The organism is Psychrobacillus sp. BM2, assembly GCF_048572895.1.
Lineage (GTDB): Bacteria > Bacillota > Bacilli > Bacillales_A > Planococcaceae > Psychrobacillus.
On sequence record NZ_CP183878.1, the window covers coordinates 3,113,433 to 3,130,353 of the forward strand.

16 protein-coding genes are annotated in these 16,921 nt (G+C 39.5%); 1 reads left to right on the top strand and 15 read right to left on the bottom strand.

The window, feature by feature from the left end:
* Positions 1–186: 186 nt before the first annotated feature.
* The 14 genes from ACN6MX_RS15345 to ACN6MX_RS15410 all read right to left on the bottom strand — a co-directional run bounded on the left by ACN6MX_RS15345 (position 187) and on the right by ACN6MX_RS15410 (position 14,849).
* Positions 187–1,122, bottom strand: a complete 936-nt coding sequence (locus ACN6MX_RS15345; RefSeq protein ID WP_419959711.1) for an alpha/beta hydrolase — start codon at positions 1,120–1,122, stop codon at positions 187–189.
* Between the two features lie 104 nt (positions 1,123–1,226).
* Complete coding sequence (locus tag ACN6MX_RS15350) at positions 1,227–2,333, bottom strand: FAD-dependent oxidoreductase (protein WP_419959712.1); 1,107 nt, start codon at positions 2,331–2,333, stop codon at positions 1,227–1,229.
* Positions 2,317–3,684 (bottom strand): MFS transporter, encoded by a 1,368-nt coding sequence (locus tag ACN6MX_RS15355; protein ID WP_419959713.1) that lies wholly within the window; start codon positions 3,682–3,684, stop codon positions 2,317–2,319. The genes ACN6MX_RS15350 and ACN6MX_RS15355 overlap by 17 nt, the downstream gene beginning before the upstream one ends.
* A 179-nt stretch (positions 3,685–3,863) precedes the next feature.
* Positions 3,864–4,610 (bottom strand): GntR family transcriptional regulator, encoded by a 747-nt coding sequence (locus tag ACN6MX_RS15360; RefSeq protein WP_419959714.1) that lies wholly within the window; start codon positions 4,608–4,610, stop codon positions 3,864–3,866.
* Positions 4,607–5,293: a 3-oxoacid CoA-transferase subunit B gene (locus tag ACN6MX_RS15365; protein WP_419959715.1), complete on the bottom strand. Its 687-nt coding sequence runs from the start codon at positions 5,291–5,293 to the stop codon at positions 4,607–4,609. Before ACN6MX_RS15365 ends, ACN6MX_RS15360 begins: the two co-directional genes overlap by 4 nt.
* Positions 5,286–5,975 carry a CoA transferase subunit A gene (locus ACN6MX_RS15370; RefSeq protein ID WP_419959716.1) on the bottom strand — a complete coding sequence of 230 codons (690 nt, stop codon included), beginning with the start codon at positions 5,973–5,975 and terminating at the stop codon, positions 5,286–5,288. Before ACN6MX_RS15370 ends, ACN6MX_RS15365 begins: the two co-directional genes overlap by 8 nt.
* A gap of 16 nt (positions 5,976–5,991) precedes the next feature.
* Positions 5,992–6,945 (bottom strand): MBL fold metallo-hydrolase, encoded by a 954-nt coding sequence (locus ACN6MX_RS15375; protein ID WP_419959717.1) that lies wholly within the window; start codon positions 6,943–6,945, stop codon positions 5,992–5,994.
* Between the two features lie 94 nt (positions 6,946–7,039).
* Positions 7,040–8,749 carry a CocE/NonD family hydrolase gene (locus tag ACN6MX_RS15380; protein WP_419959718.1) on the bottom strand — a complete coding sequence of 570 codons (1,710 nt, stop codon included), beginning with the start codon at positions 8,747–8,749 and terminating at the stop codon, positions 7,040–7,042.
* A gap of 28 nt (positions 8,750–8,777) precedes the next feature.
* The gene (locus tag ACN6MX_RS15385) at positions 8,778–9,194 is read right to left on the bottom strand and encodes a Zn-ribbon domain-containing OB-fold protein (protein WP_419959719.1); all 417 of its coding nucleotides are present in this window, start codon (positions 9,192–9,194) and stop codon (positions 8,778–8,780) included.
* A 3-nt stretch (positions 9,195–9,197) separates the two neighbouring features.
* Complete coding sequence (locus ACN6MX_RS15390) at positions 9,198–10,361, bottom strand: thiolase domain-containing protein (protein ID WP_419959720.1); 1,164 nt, start codon at positions 10,359–10,361, stop codon at positions 9,198–9,200.
* A 56-nt stretch (positions 10,362–10,417) separates the two neighbouring features.
* Positions 10,418–11,377 carry a phosphotriesterase family protein gene (locus ACN6MX_RS15395; RefSeq protein ID WP_419959721.1) on the bottom strand — a complete coding sequence of 320 codons (960 nt, stop codon included), beginning with the start codon at positions 11,375–11,377 and terminating at the stop codon, positions 10,418–10,420.
* A gap of 70 nt (positions 11,378–11,447) precedes the next feature.
* Complete coding sequence (locus tag ACN6MX_RS15400) at positions 11,448–12,512, bottom strand: phosphotriesterase (RefSeq protein WP_419959722.1); 1,065 nt, start codon at positions 12,510–12,512, stop codon at positions 11,448–11,450.
* Between the two features lie 391 nt (positions 12,513–12,903).
* Positions 12,904–13,323, bottom strand: coding sequence for a PaaI family thioesterase (locus ACN6MX_RS15405; protein WP_419959723.1), 420 nt, complete (start codon positions 13,321–13,323; stop codon positions 12,904–12,906).
* A 1,025-nt stretch (positions 13,324–14,348) separates the two neighbouring features.
* The gene (locus ACN6MX_RS15410) at positions 14,349–14,849 is read right to left on the bottom strand and encodes a DinB family protein (RefSeq protein ID WP_419959724.1); all 501 of its coding nucleotides are present in this window, start codon (positions 14,847–14,849) and stop codon (positions 14,349–14,351) included.
* Positions 14,850–14,924: 75 nt separating this feature from the next.
* Between ACN6MX_RS15410 and ACN6MX_RS15415 the strand changes: the two genes are divergently transcribed.
* Positions 14,925–15,686: an IclR family transcriptional regulator gene (locus tag ACN6MX_RS15415; protein WP_419959725.1), complete on the top strand. Its 762-nt coding sequence runs from the start codon at positions 14,925–14,927 to the stop codon at positions 15,684–15,686.
* A 24-nt stretch (positions 15,687–15,710) separates the two neighbouring features.
* On the opposite strand, the gene ACN6MX_RS15420 is transcribed toward ACN6MX_RS15415, so the two are convergent.
* The gene (locus tag ACN6MX_RS15420; protein ID WP_419959726.1) at positions 15,711–16,910 is read right to left on the bottom strand and encodes an FAD-dependent monooxygenase; all 1,200 of its coding nucleotides are present in this window, start codon (positions 16,908–16,910) and stop codon (positions 15,711–15,713) included.
* Between the last annotated feature and the right edge of the window lie 11 nt (positions 16,911–16,921).

The following is a 16,921-nucleotide window of genomic DNA, read 5'->3' on the forward strand; positions in this document are numbered from 1 at the left end:
CCTCCAATATTTTATCTTTAAATTAAGTATCTCTAATTCAAAGTAATTTTATCATGAATAAAAAAGCATGTCAATATTCTTATCCTTCCACCAAATAACAAAAGAAAACATCCAATTGGAGTATTTTTTACATAAAAAAAACTGCCCCATAGTGAAGACAGTTTTTTAATTCTCCTATAAAGTTCTTTAATCCACTGAAGCTGTATTTAAAAACTCACCTATAAATCCATACGCACCTTTATATTCATCTAGATGCGTCCATTTCCCTAAGAACCCATGAGTTACTCCATCATATCGTTTTAACTCAACAGGTACACCTGATTTTTTTAGGTTCTCTGCAAATAGTTCTCCTTCATCTCTGAATGGATCATATTCTGCAGTGACAATAAGAGATTCTGGGAAGTTTTCTAAGTTTTCTTCCCTGATTGGCGATACAAGCGGGTTATCTGTATCTACTCCCCCTAATAAATAAAAGCCATTAAGTTCGGCTAATTGAGCACTTTCTACAAAATAACCTGTTCCATTTTCAGTTAATGATGAATATCGGAAAGTACTAAAATCAAGGTCTAACGATGGATATAGTAACACATTCTTTGTAATATTAAATTCTTTTTTATCACGAGCCATTAGCGAGACTGCAGCAACTAAGTTACCACCAGAACTGTCACCGGCAAGAGCAAGATTCTGTCCATCCCATTGTAATTCTTCCTTATTTTCCTTTACCCACTTTGTTGCATAATAGCAATCATTTAGGGCCGCAGGGTATGGATGCTCTGGTGCTAAGCGAAAACCGACTGAAACAACCTTATAACCAGATTCCATACAAATCGGGCGAATCACTTCGTCATGACTTTCTAAATTTCCTGAGAGAAATGCACCTCCGTGGAAATACATAAGAATAGGATATGAATCTCCTTCCTCCGGCGTATAAATTCTTATTGTTAGATCAGCCTCAGGAGTTGAAATTGTTTTTTCTTCAACAGCATGAACTTGTACACGCTGTTCAATAGGTAAAATCGGTGCATCGAACATTTTTCTATGTTCTTCTGGAACAACTTTGTGGTTCGGATCATATTTAGGAATGATATCTAAAATTTTTTTTATCTCAGGATGTACTGGCATCTGTGACAACCTCCTATTTCATTTGTATAACATAACAGAATTTCCATACCTATTATAATAGGTATGGAAATATCCTTACTATGAAACTGATTTTAAAAAATAGCTTACAGAGCTTCGAAGTGCTCTTTTTCAGGGAAAGCAGTTTTTGCTTGATCTGATGGGAAAAGACGAGATAGTTTTTGGTAAAGTTGCGTTACTGGTTTACGAAGCTCTTCGTATTTTTTTAGTGCATCAACAACCGTTGCCTCTTCGGCAATTGCTTTTGCCAATACTTCAGCATCTTGCATTGCCATGTTAGCTCCTTGACCTTGGTTATGAAGCATTGCATGAGCAGAGTCACCGATTAACGCAACTGTATTTGTAGTCCATTTATCGATCGGTTCCAAATCACATAACGGACGAGTTACTATATCTTCTAATTTAATATTCTCTATAACTTTTTGAACAGTTGGACCGAAACCTTTAATACTTTCCATAATTTCTTCTTTTGTTAGCTCTGGACGCCATGCGAACTCACCTGGCACTGTAATATCTACAGATACTTGATTACGATTATGAAGTGGTAAGAAATAACATGAGTTATCACCATCTACGTAAATACGTAAAATATTTTCATCTGAAGCCATCCCAAGTGCTTGATCGAAGTCGATTAATACACGATGCGCAAGATAACCAGAATAGATTGCTTCAACAGGTTCTAGTACTTGATTTCGAATAGGCGAACGAATACCGTCAGCGGCAACTACTATATCAGCTTCAATTGTTTTACCGTTCGAAAATTTCACTTCTGCATAATCACCGTGATCGATTATAGATTCACAGCGGTGATCTAAATGAAGTTGATCAGTAGGAATATTATTTACTAGTGTGTCCAATAAATCTGCACGATGAACTAAACGAGAGTACGCTTCTGTTTTGTCATCTGTTAGTACTGGCCATGTCTCTTTAATAAGTAAATGATCATCTCCGGCAATGATTTCCATATGATCACTACGATTTGTTACTTTCTCTAGCGCTTCGTAAATTCCCCACTCTTTGAAGCATCTTACACTTGGTGGTCGGATTCCAATTCCAGCTCCCACTTCACCAAACGATGATGCTTGCTCATACACATCTGCACGAATTCCTTTTGCGTTTAATGCAATTGCTGTTGATGCACCAGCAATGCCTCCCCCAATAATAGCGATTCTTAATTCAGCTTTCGATTTCATAAACATTTTCCTCCTCAGTAATATTGATTTCGATTGTTTTTTTGTGATGAGTACGTTTTACTGGAACAAATGAAAAAGCAATAGCTGCTAGAATGCCTGGAATTGCAAACGAAAGAAAATTCATTTGTGTGGATAGATTAAGTGAAACGAGGATGCCTCCAAATGTTGGCCCTATAATCCCCCCAATTCTTCCAATTCCCGAAGCAAAACCTATGGCAGTTGAGCGCATTAATGATGGATAGTATTGGGATACAAAGGCATATGAAATGTTTTGAGCCCCCATTGTACATGCACCAGTTATTAATACTAATAAATAGAGAACAATCATGTTATTTTTAAAACCAAGAAGTGTCAATGAAACCGCTGCCATTATAAACATCGGAACTAGCACTTTCTTAACTCCAAATTTATCGGCAAGACCCCCAAGGATTAACGTTCCGATAATAGCACCGATATTTAAAACAATCATAAAGGATAAACTGGAACTAAGAGCATAGCCAGCACTAAACATCAAATTAGGAAGCCAAATACTGATTCCATTTATCATTAACAAACACATGAAAAAGGCAATCCAGATCATTACCGTACCTAATGCACGATTATTTTTGAATAATGCAATCACGGGCGAACTAGGATCTTTTTCGATTTCTGTACTTGTTACAAACTCTATTTCCGGTGTTAAGGATACCTTGTCATTCACTTTTGAAAGAACGTAACGAAGTTCATCTATTCGACCTTTCACCAAAAGAATAGCGGGTGAATCATGAAAATACTTAATCATAAATGGAATGATTAAAAGTGGAATCGCTGCTACCCAGTAAACACTTTTCCACCCCAAAAGAGGTATAAAGTAAATACCTACAAAACCTGCCAAAATTCCTCCTACTGAAAAGGCACACATTACGATTGATACCATGGTGTTATGCAAATGTTTTGGTGCATAATCGGTCATTATAGCAATTACATTTGGCAATACACCACCAATACCTACCCCAGCAATGAATCGAAAAGTAGAGAACGTTAATGGACCTGGTGCAAATGCACATAAAAATGTAAATATACTAAATAGGATCACACATAAAATGAGGATATTCTTTCTTCCAAATTTGTCAGCTAAAATTCCAAAAAATATAGCCCCTAGCATCATCCCGAAAATTCCGTAACTACCAATGGCTCCCGCTTCAACAGGTGAAATGGACCATTCCTCCATAATAATAGGCACTATGGAACTATAGATAACAAGATCGAACATATCAAAAACAATAATGAGGCAACAACAAATCAATAATCCCAAATGAAAGCGGTTAAATTTCCCTTCATTCACAACGTCGGTAATATTTATTTTGGACATCCTTATCCCCCAGTCGTATAGAGTAGATATACGCTCAAATTTCCAACAATCAGTTCATTTCGTAATTGCTTGGCATTTCATAAATCAAAGACAAACTCCAAAATTCGATTTTGAACCAAGGAGTTTGTCCGCTACCTGACATTCTTGGGCGGGTTATTATCAAAAGGCAGCAAAAGTCACTAACGATTCACTGTGAAAGATAACTTATAATCAGAAGCTCTGTGAACGGCTTTTCTCCATCCTATAATTCGATCATTACGGGTGTGTAGCTTTGTTTCCATAATAAGAACAGGTTCTTTATCCTCAACACTCAAAATCTCGGCCTCCATTTGGCTTGCACCTGCTGCATAGATTTGATGATCCCCTTTGGAAATGAATGTACCCTGCTCGTTCTCAAGAAGTACAAAGACACTTTCTGCTTCCTCTAACTCTTTTGTTCCTGGATTAAAATCCTCTGGAACGAGCAGATAGGTCTGCGCCCATACAAGCGGTTTTCCTTTGAGCAGGATTAAGCGAGAAATTCTTAGAACTTCTACTTCTGGTTCAATACGGAGAATCTCACAAAGATTCTCCGTAGGTAGCACACGATCCACACTTAATATTTTCGATTTACAATCCATCCCTTGATCACGAAGGAAGCCAACTAGTCCTCCTAATTCTAATCCTGGGGGTCTTACTGGAAGCTCTTGAACGGGAAATGTACCCTTCGCTCGCTCTCTGTATACATAGCCCTCGTTAGCAAGCTCCTTTAGTGCTTGACGGACAGGTGCCCTACTCACATGAAACCTCTCAACTAACTCATGCTCAGTACTAAATGGTCGACCTGTTTCAATAGCAGCAGCTTTAAGTTCCTTTATCAAAATTTCTTTAATTTGTTTATAAAGTGGCACCCCTGATTGTCGATCAATTGTAAGTTGTTTAGTCATAGCTGCACTCCTATAATCTCTGTTTTCAAGTCAGCATGTACCTTAAGCGGCGCTGCCGTACGTTCTTGTACATATTCAAACGTAACACCAGGAGCAAGCTCTAAAACGAGAAGTCCATCCTCTGTTACATCGATTATCGCTAGATTCGTATAAATACGATCTACACAACGAGGAGTCGTTAGTGGATACGTACATTCCTCTACGATCTTAGGTCCTAGCTTACTAGTATGCTGCATAAACAGGAACACCCGCTTACTGCCGGCAGTAAGGTCCATTGCTCCACCAACACGCCCTAGAGTAGCGTTAGGAAGCTTCCAACTAGCCAGGTCACCATACTGTGAAACTTGAAAAGCACCTAGAACTGCTGCATCAAGGTGACCGCCACGAATCATCGCAAAGGATTCTGATTGTGAGAAGAACGCTCCTCCTGGTCGTAGTGTAATGGGTTCTTTTCCTGCATTCACAAGATCCCAATCCTCTTCACCTGGTTCAGGTTTTGGTCCTAATCCAAGAAGACCATTTTCACTGTGTAAAATAATCTCTTTTCCCTCCGGAATATAATCTGCTACAAGTGTAGGTAAACCAATCCCAAGATTCACGAACCAGCCATCCTCTAAATCTAAAGCTACTCGAGAAGCTAAGTCTGGCATTGACCAGCCAATTTGCTCTAGCTCTTTACTCATTTACGAGCACCTTCCTTTCGCTTTCCACTTGAACTAAACGATGTACGTAAACGCTCGGCGTAACAATTGTTTCTGGATTAATTTCTCCAACTTCTACAATTTCGTCTACTTCTGCAATTGTAATTTTTGCGGCTGTCGCCATTACTGGGTTAAAGTTACGTTGTGCTTTGCGATAAATAAGATTCCCCCATCGATCTGCACGAAAGGCCCTAACAAAAGCATAGTCACCGACAATCGCATGCTCTAGAAGATATTCTCTATTATTAAATTCACGTGATTCCTTACCTTCTCCCAGTTCAGTCTGAACCGCAGTTGGCGTGTAAAATGCTGGGATTCCTGCTCCACCTGCACGGATACGCTCCGCTAATGTTCCTTGAGGTACAATTTCTAACTCAATCGTACCTTTTTGGAGACGTTCTACTAAATCATCTGCGTGTGGACCTACTGGGAAAGAACAGATAATCTTTCGTACTTGGTTATTACTAATAAGTGCAGCAACTCCATCACTAACGGCACCAATATTGTTGGATACAACCGTCAGATCCTTTACTCCATGTTCTGTAAGAGCGGAGATGAGGTTTAAAGGTAAACCACTGCCGCCAAATCCTCCAACGAGTAGCGTCGCACCGTCCTTTATATCAGCAACTGCTTCGGCTACATTTCCAAATCGTTTCTGGATCATTTATTTTTTCCTCCTCTCACTTTTTATATGTACTTTTCAGTTCTTCTTGATAAGCATGCATTGTCACAAAGAATGAGCAAGGCAAGTTTCGTGGATCTCCAGTGTAACCAATTTCATTTGCAATGGCTTCAAACGGTCCATATAGTCCATTACTTTCGCTGGACTGAGTATCTCTAGAGAGATGACGCTGCATAAGATCAGTCAATTTCGCATCCATATCAAGGCTTGCTTGCAGAACTGATCCTACCTCTTCACCAGTAATTTGTGCACTTTGCAATTCACCATTGACATTGCGAAATGGATGCCCTAAGTACAAACGACTGGGATGAACTTCTTCCAACAAACGATGAACACTTTCACGATATAGCCCCGAATCTTCAATAGTAGGTAAGCCACCTAATCCACCATACATTTGAACCGCATCCGCCGCGAATGCCCAATTGAGACCATCTAGTACATATGTTACTGATCCAATTGAGTGTCCCGGTGTTTCAACAACGGTTAACGATACGTTACCACCAAGGCTGATGTGATCACCATCTTTGACTTCAATTTCTGGTTCTATATTGTTACCGATGTCCGTTGTTAACATGGTGATATGCTTTTCTTGTATTGCTCGATCGTTAATGTATTTTCCTTGGAGTGCTTTGTAATCAACAATATGTTCATTAAGATTTCGTAATAATCGAGCTTCTTTTTCCGGTATTACCACTTTTGCACGTCTTCCTGTCTTTTCCCATATTGCATAAGCACCACCAAGATGATCTACATGACCATGTGTTAAAAGAATCCAGCGAATATCCTCAATTCGTATGCCGTTTTGGGCAAGAATTGGCTCAATATCTTGCGCAGCAGATACATTAACTCCTGTATCAATGATTGCTGGTTCTAACGCGTCCACATAATAAGCAAATGCAGAGACTGGACCGAATTTACATTCAATCGGAATAACATGTACTGAACTTTCCATTCGTTTCACTCCTCTAATTAAGTTGGTACTACAATGCCCCTAATCGAGGAAATGCTATAGCTTGTTAGAAGATTCTCCCCATTGAAGCATGCAATTATTTTGCACTCGCATTGTTCAATACATTGAACTCTTTTGGAATAACCGGTAATACTAAACGAGATTGATGATCTTTATCACGATAGATTTTATGAGTTGTTGCACGCCCACTCGGTAAGTGGTAGCTATCTGGTGGTAATAATTTTGCATCTTCCCCATCAAGCGGCTCGTTACATGCAAGTTCTAATTCGATGCGATGTCCTGCTTTAATAAGAAATGAAAATGGATATAATCGGATTGCATACTCATTAATTTCACCAGGAGTTACGGGTACCACTCGGTTATGCGGATGCCATGGCTCTCCATATATTGACTTTTCTTCATTTAATTCGCGATGAGATGCTTTTAAATAGCCTGATGTCATTAAAGTGCGCTTGCCACCTGGATCTACATCATAGAGCTTAGAGATGAAGTTAGTATCATCTGTATCTATTTCCGCATGGATATATAATGCCCCTGTGCCTGTCATTTCTACAGGTTCTAAGAATTTATCACTCGTCCACTTAATCGTTTCCGATTTTGTAGTTACTGTTAATGGTGCTTGATAGAATCCATCAGGATGAGCATATTCAGAAGCTAAAGGTTCTGGTTTCTCGCTAATTTTATGGCGAGGACGTAGGTAGAACTCTTTCTTTTCTTCATATTGCAATGGCCATTGATCTTCTCCACGCCATTTGTAAGAACCCTCTACAGAAAACTGCACTGTCGGTTCATCCATAATGCCTGTATCAATACCTTTTAACCAGTAATCATACCATCGGAACATTTCGTCATGATTTTCATGGAATGGACGCTCTAACATAGGTGGAAGCGCTTGGATATCAAGTTTTTTAATGCCTGATACTTTATGGAATCCTTCTAGTGTGCCTTCTACATTCCAACCACGCCCCCATTTTGCTTGGAAGTATGTTGGGATTGTTACTTTATGCGCTACTTCTATTGCCGAATCTTTTTGCCAAAACTCGCCATCAAGTGGGTTTAGTAAGTAATCCATCCATAATTCATGACGATCTTGATAATGTAATAGATGAACAAAGTCTGACCAATGTGCGATATCTGGATCGTTTAAACGTTCTTGCGTTTTTTGTTTAAGCTCTTCAGGTGTGAATACTTTCGAGCTCTTACTTGCTACATTATTGAATGCATTACCGCTATCGCCGCCGCGTCCTTCACGAGAAGCACGTGGCATTAACCACATAATCCCACCGTGATAACAAAGTTCATAAAGATCGAAGTGACCACCGTTTGCAAATATTGCTTTTAAATGTGGTGGTTGCTCTGCAGCTCCTAATAGTTGAACAGATGCAAAGTATGAAATACCAATCATTCCGATGTTCCCATCGCACCAATCTTGCTCCGCTAGCCATTCCACAAGGTCATAAATATCCTTGCCATCCCCATGACCACCAGAGTTATAGTTACCGCACATTTGTCCTTCAGAGCCCCCCGTTCCCCGTATATCCGCAATAATATGCGCATAACCCCGTGAAACTACTTCGGTGATGTCCCCTGCCTCAATGGCACCGTTCCAAAGATGACTTGGACGTGCTTGCGGAGGTAATGTTAGTGCCTGAGCTTGAAGTTCTTTACCGTAAGGGCTAATAGCAAGTAATGCTGGTACTTTTCCCGTGCCTTCAGGACGGTAAATATCTGCAGCAATATGTACACCGTCACGCATTTTAATGCGTTCATCCTTAGTGATAATCATTTAAATTCTCTCCTTTTTTAATATCCCCTTATTCTTCCACAATTGGTGTGAAGCATGGTATAAAGGGACCCGGTTTATCTTCATCACCGCTTTGCTTAAATACCACTTTTACTCTTTGACCGATATGTACTGTATCGAGGTCACAGTCAACGATATTCGTCATCATTTTCGGTCCTTCATCGAGCTCAACGAAAGCAATCGCATACTGTACGCCTCTTCGCATTACACTATACGTGTAAATAACTCCAGTACCTTTAGCTTCGACCCATGATGTTTTATCGCTCGTGCAATTTGGACATATAACTCGGGGATAATAATGGAACTCATCACAAGAATCACATAGTTTGATCAATAGCTTTCCTTCTGCAGCAGCATCCCAATAAGCTTGGTGTTCTGGATGAATCTCAGGAATTACCATTGTTCTAGATTGATAGGTTGTTACCATGATTTACACCCTCTCCAAGATAAGTGTCGCACTACCATGACGGCTTGCTAGTCCGCCTCCCGTACCATGAGCTAATGCAAGATCACAATTTTTCACTTGAACATTTGGATGAGCCTCTCCGCGCAGCTGACGAACCGCCTCGATTACTTTGACGATGCCGCCACGGCTTGCTGGGTGATTATTATTTAAACCGCCACCATCTGTATTGATAGGCAACTTGCCAATACCTGATATTAGATTTCCATCATCGACAAACTTACCACCTTCGCCCTTCTTACAAAAACCTAAGTCCTCCAGTTGCATCAACACCGTAATAGTGAAGCTATCATAGATGGAAGCATATTTAATATCCCCGGGCGTAACTCCCGCCTCCGCAAAAGCTCTTGGCCCTGACCAAATAGCTCCTGAATATGTAAGATCAACTTTGCCTCCTAATAGTCCTTTAGGAGCCTCACCACTACCTAACACTTTTATAAGGGGGCGTTTTAAGCTTTTTGCAATTTCAGGACTAACTATTACCAACGCCCCTCCACCATCACTTACGACACAGCAATCTAAACGGTGTAAAGGATCTGCTACTATCGGAGACATTAGTACATCTTCAACTGTCACTAAGTCTCGTAACATGGCATTCGGATTATATTGTGCATGCTGTGAAGCCGCCACTTTTACCCAGGCCAATTGTTCACTCGTCGTACCGTATTCATGCATATGACGCATCGTTGCCATTGCGTACTCATTAACGGCAGTAGGTCCAAAAGGAAGCTCGAATGGTACATCAGGAACATTTGCACCTACGATTTTCTGTTTGACACCACTTCTGCCTTCAGAGCGTGGGCGGCCTGCCATCGTTATTAATGCGACATTACATTTACCAGCAGCGATTGCTTGCGCGGCATGTGATACATGCGCAATGTATGATGAACCGCCAATATCTGTTGAATCGAGATGACGCACATTTAGCCCTAAATACTCGACCATAGAAAGGGCACCACCTGGCGCATCAGCAGCACAAAAGTATCCGTCCACATCTTTGAATGATAGCCCTGCATCCTCTAATGCACCTTTTGCACATTCAGCATGTAAGACAGCAACTGATTTGTTTTCTGCTTTACGCGTTGGGTGTTCAAATGCCCCAGCTATAAAAGCCGCTCCTTTAATACTCATCTTCCTAACCCCCTTTAATCTGTTCAACCAATTTTTGAAATCCAATGCTTCGCAAATTAACGAGGATCTTGTAGGGATAAGAATGTTGCAGGTGTATGAACTAAGAGCTGTTCAATTTGCTCTTCAGTTACTCCTGCTTTACGAATATCTGGTAAAAACTCTTCAAATAAATAGTTTACAGAATGCCCTTTTAGACCCGGCCATCCTAATGCACAGCAATTTGCATCTGCAGCAATAACCGCTTTTTCTACAAACCCTTTATCTAGGAATCGCATGAAATGGTCTACACGATCTTTACGATAACGTCCCCAATAAGGCGGGTTTTCCATATCTAAGTCGTAACCAATTGTATCGAAACCAACATATCCTCCAAGGTTTGCGATTAATGAATCGCGCTCTTCATCTACGTCCTGACCGACATCTGCGTGACCCATTAAAACACGATCTAACGAAAGACCTTCCTCATTGAAAATTTCAATTGCTGTATGCGGATCTGTAGTTAAGTGTGTAATGATTGGTGCACCTGTTTTTACTGCAGCACGCGCAGCTGCTCGGTAAATTCTTTTATCTAGCTCACTTAACTTACCGCCCCGACTTACACCAACTTTTATCGCACCCGCTTTTGCACTTGTACCAGCAATACCAACTGTTATTTCTTGAACAAATAAATCTGTTAAATATTCGACTGATTTTTCACGGAAGTAAGCTAAAGCGGAGTCACCTGCTACGAAACCAGTTACTGCTACAATATGTACACCTGTTCTACGTGATAGAACTTGGAAATATTCAAGATCACGTCCGTTTCCAATCCCAGTACAATCTACAAATGTTTTACCACCGTGTTCCCGGAAGCGACGTAACTTGGCAATCGTTACTTCAAACGCCTCATCAGGTTTTTTCCACCATTGTGTATCTAAGTCACATCCCGGTAAACCAAACCCAATATGCTCATGCAACGATGTAATTCCTAAATCTTCTGATGCAACCGGACCTAAAACCGTATTAACCTTACCCATTTCTGTCACTCCTATCATTGTTTTTACTTCGTTCAAATTGTGGATATATTTTTATTTCTATGCGTTTGATTTAGTGATCGACTGGAGAGAACAGGTCTTTCCAAGCAGTTGGAGAAAATTCTTTAATTTTCAGTTCTGCTGACTCATCCACCGTCAGTACTCGTTGTGGATTTTCTTCTAACAATGTACGTACTTGTTCATCCGTCACTCCCGCTTTGCGTAACAAAGGGACAAATGTCGATAATAAATAATCGTAGGCAAGATCTTTCGCTTCATGGCCTTTCGCAATACCTACAGCACTCGTAGAAAGTAGAATACGTTCTACAAATCCTGCTTCTAGTAATTCAATAACTAATTTCACACGTTCTGCATCGCTTACATAACCGTCTTCTGAGCCCCAACCAATATGATCAATTGCTACATAAGCACCGCGGCTAGCGATTTCAATAGCTGATTTACTAGCTACTGCTCCTTGACGATCGATACTCCCAATAATTACACGGCTTGCGTCAATACCTTCTGCTAACAAAAGTTCTAAATCAGCAACTGCATCTGCTCCATGTTGTACTGCTACCGCAACTCCTGTATCACGAGCTGTTATTGCAGAACCACGGAAAAGGCTCTTCTCTTCGTTTGTAATACCTTCTGTGCTAGCGATTGAAACGACTAATCCTGCAGCTGTCGAGCGTTCAACACGTGGAACAACAACACCTTCAACTACTTCTTTTGTGAAAAGACCGGCAAATTTTTCTGCTGGCCAAGGAGTAGGAGGGTTTGTTTGTGGTGTAAGGAAATAACCGCCTAACAATTTCTCAGGTCCTAAGCCCGTTGTTACAATTATATGAACACCTGTTGCTTTGGAAAGTGATTGATATAGCCATACGTCTCGACCGTGGAACATTCCACTAGCATCTACGATTGTTTTCCCACCTTGTCGACGGAAATCGTTTAGCTTTTGCTTTAACACCTCAAAGATTTCGCTTTTATCCATATTAATTTCAGGTGCTAACTCCGCTCCTGGATATACAGAAAGAAGTGATTCATTTATAAGTACTACACCTAAATCTTCCGTCGATACCGGTCCAAGAACGGTACGAACAACGCCTGTATTTTTTTCTTGCAAACTATCTAACATTGTAAAACCTCCTATCATTTTAGTAGTTCTTGAAAATTTGAAAGTGTTCAAAAGATCCATCATATGGTCCTTTGGTTGTAACCGCTTTCTTTTGAAGTAAAATATGATTTAAAAACAAAGTTCATAATGGAATATTATAATATTGTTATACCAAAGTCAATTACTTTTCTGACTCTTTAGAATAGGTTAAAGATTGGGATGTTATAGAATGGATTGAGTTTTAAGGTGATAAAAAGGGTAGAAAATCCCCGTTATGTAAGGGTTTTTACAGGATGAATTAAACTATTACTATTATTTATTTTTTAAAAAACTTTATTCGTTGAGTAAAACTATTAATACATTTGTATGCTAAATGTATTAATAGTTTAAGAGATGCGACATGTTCATCATTTCATTTGCTAAACTCATGGTGCTCCTTATCATATAATCTAAAAGTTGAGGTACTATAAGCGATTAAGTCACCTTGTTCATCTGTAGCTTTGCCATTTAAAATGGCAGTATTATTTGATTGGTGTACAAGTTCTCCCGTAAACTCCGTAGTACCTTCAAAGACACTATTTACGAATCTTACTTCCATTTGCATAGTTGAAGCTGCCTTTACTCCTAAAGACCTTGAAGTTAGTCCCATCACTATGTCGAGCCCCGTCATGATGACTCCACCGTGCAGCATATTCTTCAAGTTAGAAATGTTCGGTCCCTTTTGAATTTGAATTTTTGCCTTTCCATATTCAACACTTAAACATTCAAAGCCTAGATACTTAAAAAAATTGGATTCTTCAAACTCTTGTGTTAGATCGGTTAAATTTCCCATATAACTACCTCCTCTGTCTAATGACACTATCATACCTAAATATTTTGTAAAATACTCTCATTTATAGTTCTATAAGGATATTAGAAAAACCAGAAAAAAAAACGCCCGGTCCTTTAAAGTAAAACCTGTTTCTATCGTTTTCGAAGGGCTTTGGACAGACGTTTTGTTATATGATTACCGGTTGAATTTTTAGGGATGCTGGTCACTCAGGCATTGCCGCACGACGCGGCGTTATTTGCCTGAGTTCAGTTTTTAAATCAGTGGGGAATGAAGCCCCACTAATTGAAGTTTCACTTTATCTGTCCTTCACCCTTCTACAACTTTTAGAAACAGGTTAGTGCTTTTTTGGATAACTATAGAAAAGATAACTATCCTATACAATGAGGCGGATGACAGTCTAGGTACGCGACATCGTGTCGCAACGACTGCCTGACCCGCATCGTGCGGGCCCCGAAGAAACAATTTCGTTCGCTGTTTCGCTTCTTTACAGGGCGAATACTTACTATTTTTCTCTACTTCCACTAGTAAAAGAAAATTGTCAGCCACCATCTATCATTGAATAACAGTACAGTACTTCTATTTCATCAGCGAGTACAAATCATTTTTCCCTACATTAACTGCAGTTAATCTTATTATCTAAGCGATATGCTTTGTCAAATCTTATAATGGAGTACTACATAAATGGATTGTAGTGAAAGGTGGCGACTCCGGCGGGAGGAGGGAGACAGATGAAACGTCACATCGACGCGCAAGCGATGGTGATGGTTCATCGCTCCCCCCGCGGAGGCCAACAGGACGTTGGTCACGAAGGCTTTGCCACAGGAGGTGGCGCACCTAGCCTTCGTTCCTTTGTCCCCACCTGAAACGGAAATCAGTGGTATTTATTATTCTTTCAAATACCATGAACCCGGTGTTCACAAGGCATTTTTTATACTTTCTTATCTTTTTAGAAATAAAGCACAAAAGAACATATTTGTCTCTTGTGCTTTACCTCACCCAACTAGTTCTCTTTAATACTATTAACTCTATTGATTTTGTACTTTTGCTAAATGTCTTTCCATTTGCCCTAAGTGACCCTTTAGATGCTTAATAATTAAATGATCAATTAAAAATGACAGTGGTTTGCCATCAAAATTAGGATTATAGCTCGGTGCAGTTTTTTCTAAGTCTTCTGCTTGAACTTTTACAAACGCTCCTTCTGTAAGAGGAATGAGCGATTGAAGACGGGTAGTTGCTTGTTCTTTGGAAACAGAAGCAACATAATTTTCTTCTACAGCAGCTAAACGTCGAACATGTTCGTGATTACGACCCCATTTTGCTCCTGGAACGATTAATAATGCTTCTAAATCCGCTACCCAAAATTCAACTGCTTCAATAACATGGGTAGCAATTTGCATAACTGACCACTCATCTGCAGATGGCTTCTTGTATAATAAAGATGATTCTGTTGTCTCGACAATATTTACCATTTGATCGATGGTAGTTTTGATATTAGTTGAACCTTCTTTCAATTTCTCTAATGTCATTGTAAAATACTCCTTAGTTACGGTTTTAAACCGTTCTTTGTAATTTAATAAGAAACGTGGAAGGAATGAAATGTAATGTCTAGCAATACTACAATCGGCTCCTTAACTTTGGGTATCCAAATTATTGATGCCGTTGCACAAAGCGATATTCCATTAAAATTTTCAGATATCCAAGAAATTACTGGTATTTCCAAAAGTAATTTATATAAATACTTAAATACTTTAACGCAGTTGGACTTATTATATCGCGAACAAAAAAGAGGATACTTTTCACTAGGCTATAAATTTTTAGAGTACGGATCTTCAGCTTTGCAAAACGCTGATTTTGTCGGAAGATTAACTCCCTATTTTAAAGAGATTAGTAAAATCACAAGCATGACCACACTACTAGCAACTTGGGTTAATGATGGGCCAATCATTACAAATATTTGGAACTCCAATTATGGTTTAAATATCGGGGCACAAGTAGGAACAAAATTACCGCTATCCTCTGCTTCTGGGAAAATTTTTGCAGCTTACGCAAATTCACTAGAATTTACTAATTGGATTGAGAAGGAGCAACAAACAATTGAACAATTCGATATAGCTAAATTTCAACATGAACTTAAGCAAATAAGAAAAGACCATTTTACATATGCACATGAACCACTTGTACGCCATGTTTCATCTATTGGTTTTCCGATTCTCAATTATAAAAACGAGCTTGTAGGTGCTTTTTCAGTCGTTGGATTTAGTGAAGATGTGCCAAGTAACTTTGATGCAGATATCATTCAACAAATAATTTCCATGAGTAAAGAGATGTCTACTATTTACGGATATAAGAAGAAAGAGGAGTAATTCCTCTTTCTTTTTTGTATTCTATTAAGCTTTTACTTCATTTTTTCTTGTGTTGAAATAATTGTATAAGAAGTCTGCTACTTCATAGTCTGTTGCTTTGTGATTGTTGAAAATAGTATCACGCAGTAAAACCTTGATGTCATCATCCGCATGAATAATTTCTCCCCACTTACGCGCTGATGTTTGAACCATTGCACTACGAGGTTGTCTTTCCGCTTGATATTTAGTAAATGCCTCGTTATAAGTGGCTTCTGATTCTAGTGCTTCACCTAAAACATAAGCATCCTCTAATGCCTGTGCACCGCCCTGTGCTAAATATTGAAGCATTGGATGTGCTGCATCCCCTAACAATGTAACATTACCCTCTGTCCAATTTTCAATTGGTGAACGGTCGAACATTCCCCAACGGAATTGTGTAGAGATAAATTCTAAAGCACGCTCTACCAATGGATGAGCTCCTTTAAAGCGTTTTTCCATTTCTTCTGGAGTACCCCAGTCACCATCTGGTTTGTAATCGTATGTTTTGAATACAACTACTTGATTGTATAGTTCACCACGACGTACAGGATATTGAACTAAATGCAAGTTAGGACCAATCCACATAATCACATCATCCATTGCTACATCACCTTTAGCAGTGATTTCTTCGATCGGAATCGTTCCGCGGTATGCAACATATTCAGAGCAAATTGGTTCATCATTTGAGAATAATTTTCGAATATTTGATTTTAATCCATCCGCACCAATAACAGCTTCCGCGCTATATGTTTCCCCATTTTGATTTGTAACTGTTGCTTGCCCAGTTGTTTGTTCAACTGTTTGAATAATTTGGTCGTTCATGAACTTAATACGGTCATGTTTCTGACATGCTTCGAACAATACTCGGTGTAAATCTGAACGATGTAGTACCACATATGGCTGCTTAAAATGTTCTTGGAAACCTTCTGTTAAATCCAAAACTGCAAGTTCTTTTGCTGTGTAAACATCCTTCAAAACTAACCGTTTCGGGAACACCGACACTTTCGCAATTTCTTCTTTAACTCCTAATTGATCCAAAACATATAGAGCATTTGCGCCTAACTGAATACCTGCACCAACTTCCCCAAACTCAGGTGCTTGTTCTAAAACTGTTACGGTCTTATCTGTGCGCTGTACGATTGAAAGTGCTGTCGCTAAACCACCAATTCCCCCACCAACTACGATAATATCACTGATTTTCGTCATAAATAATAACC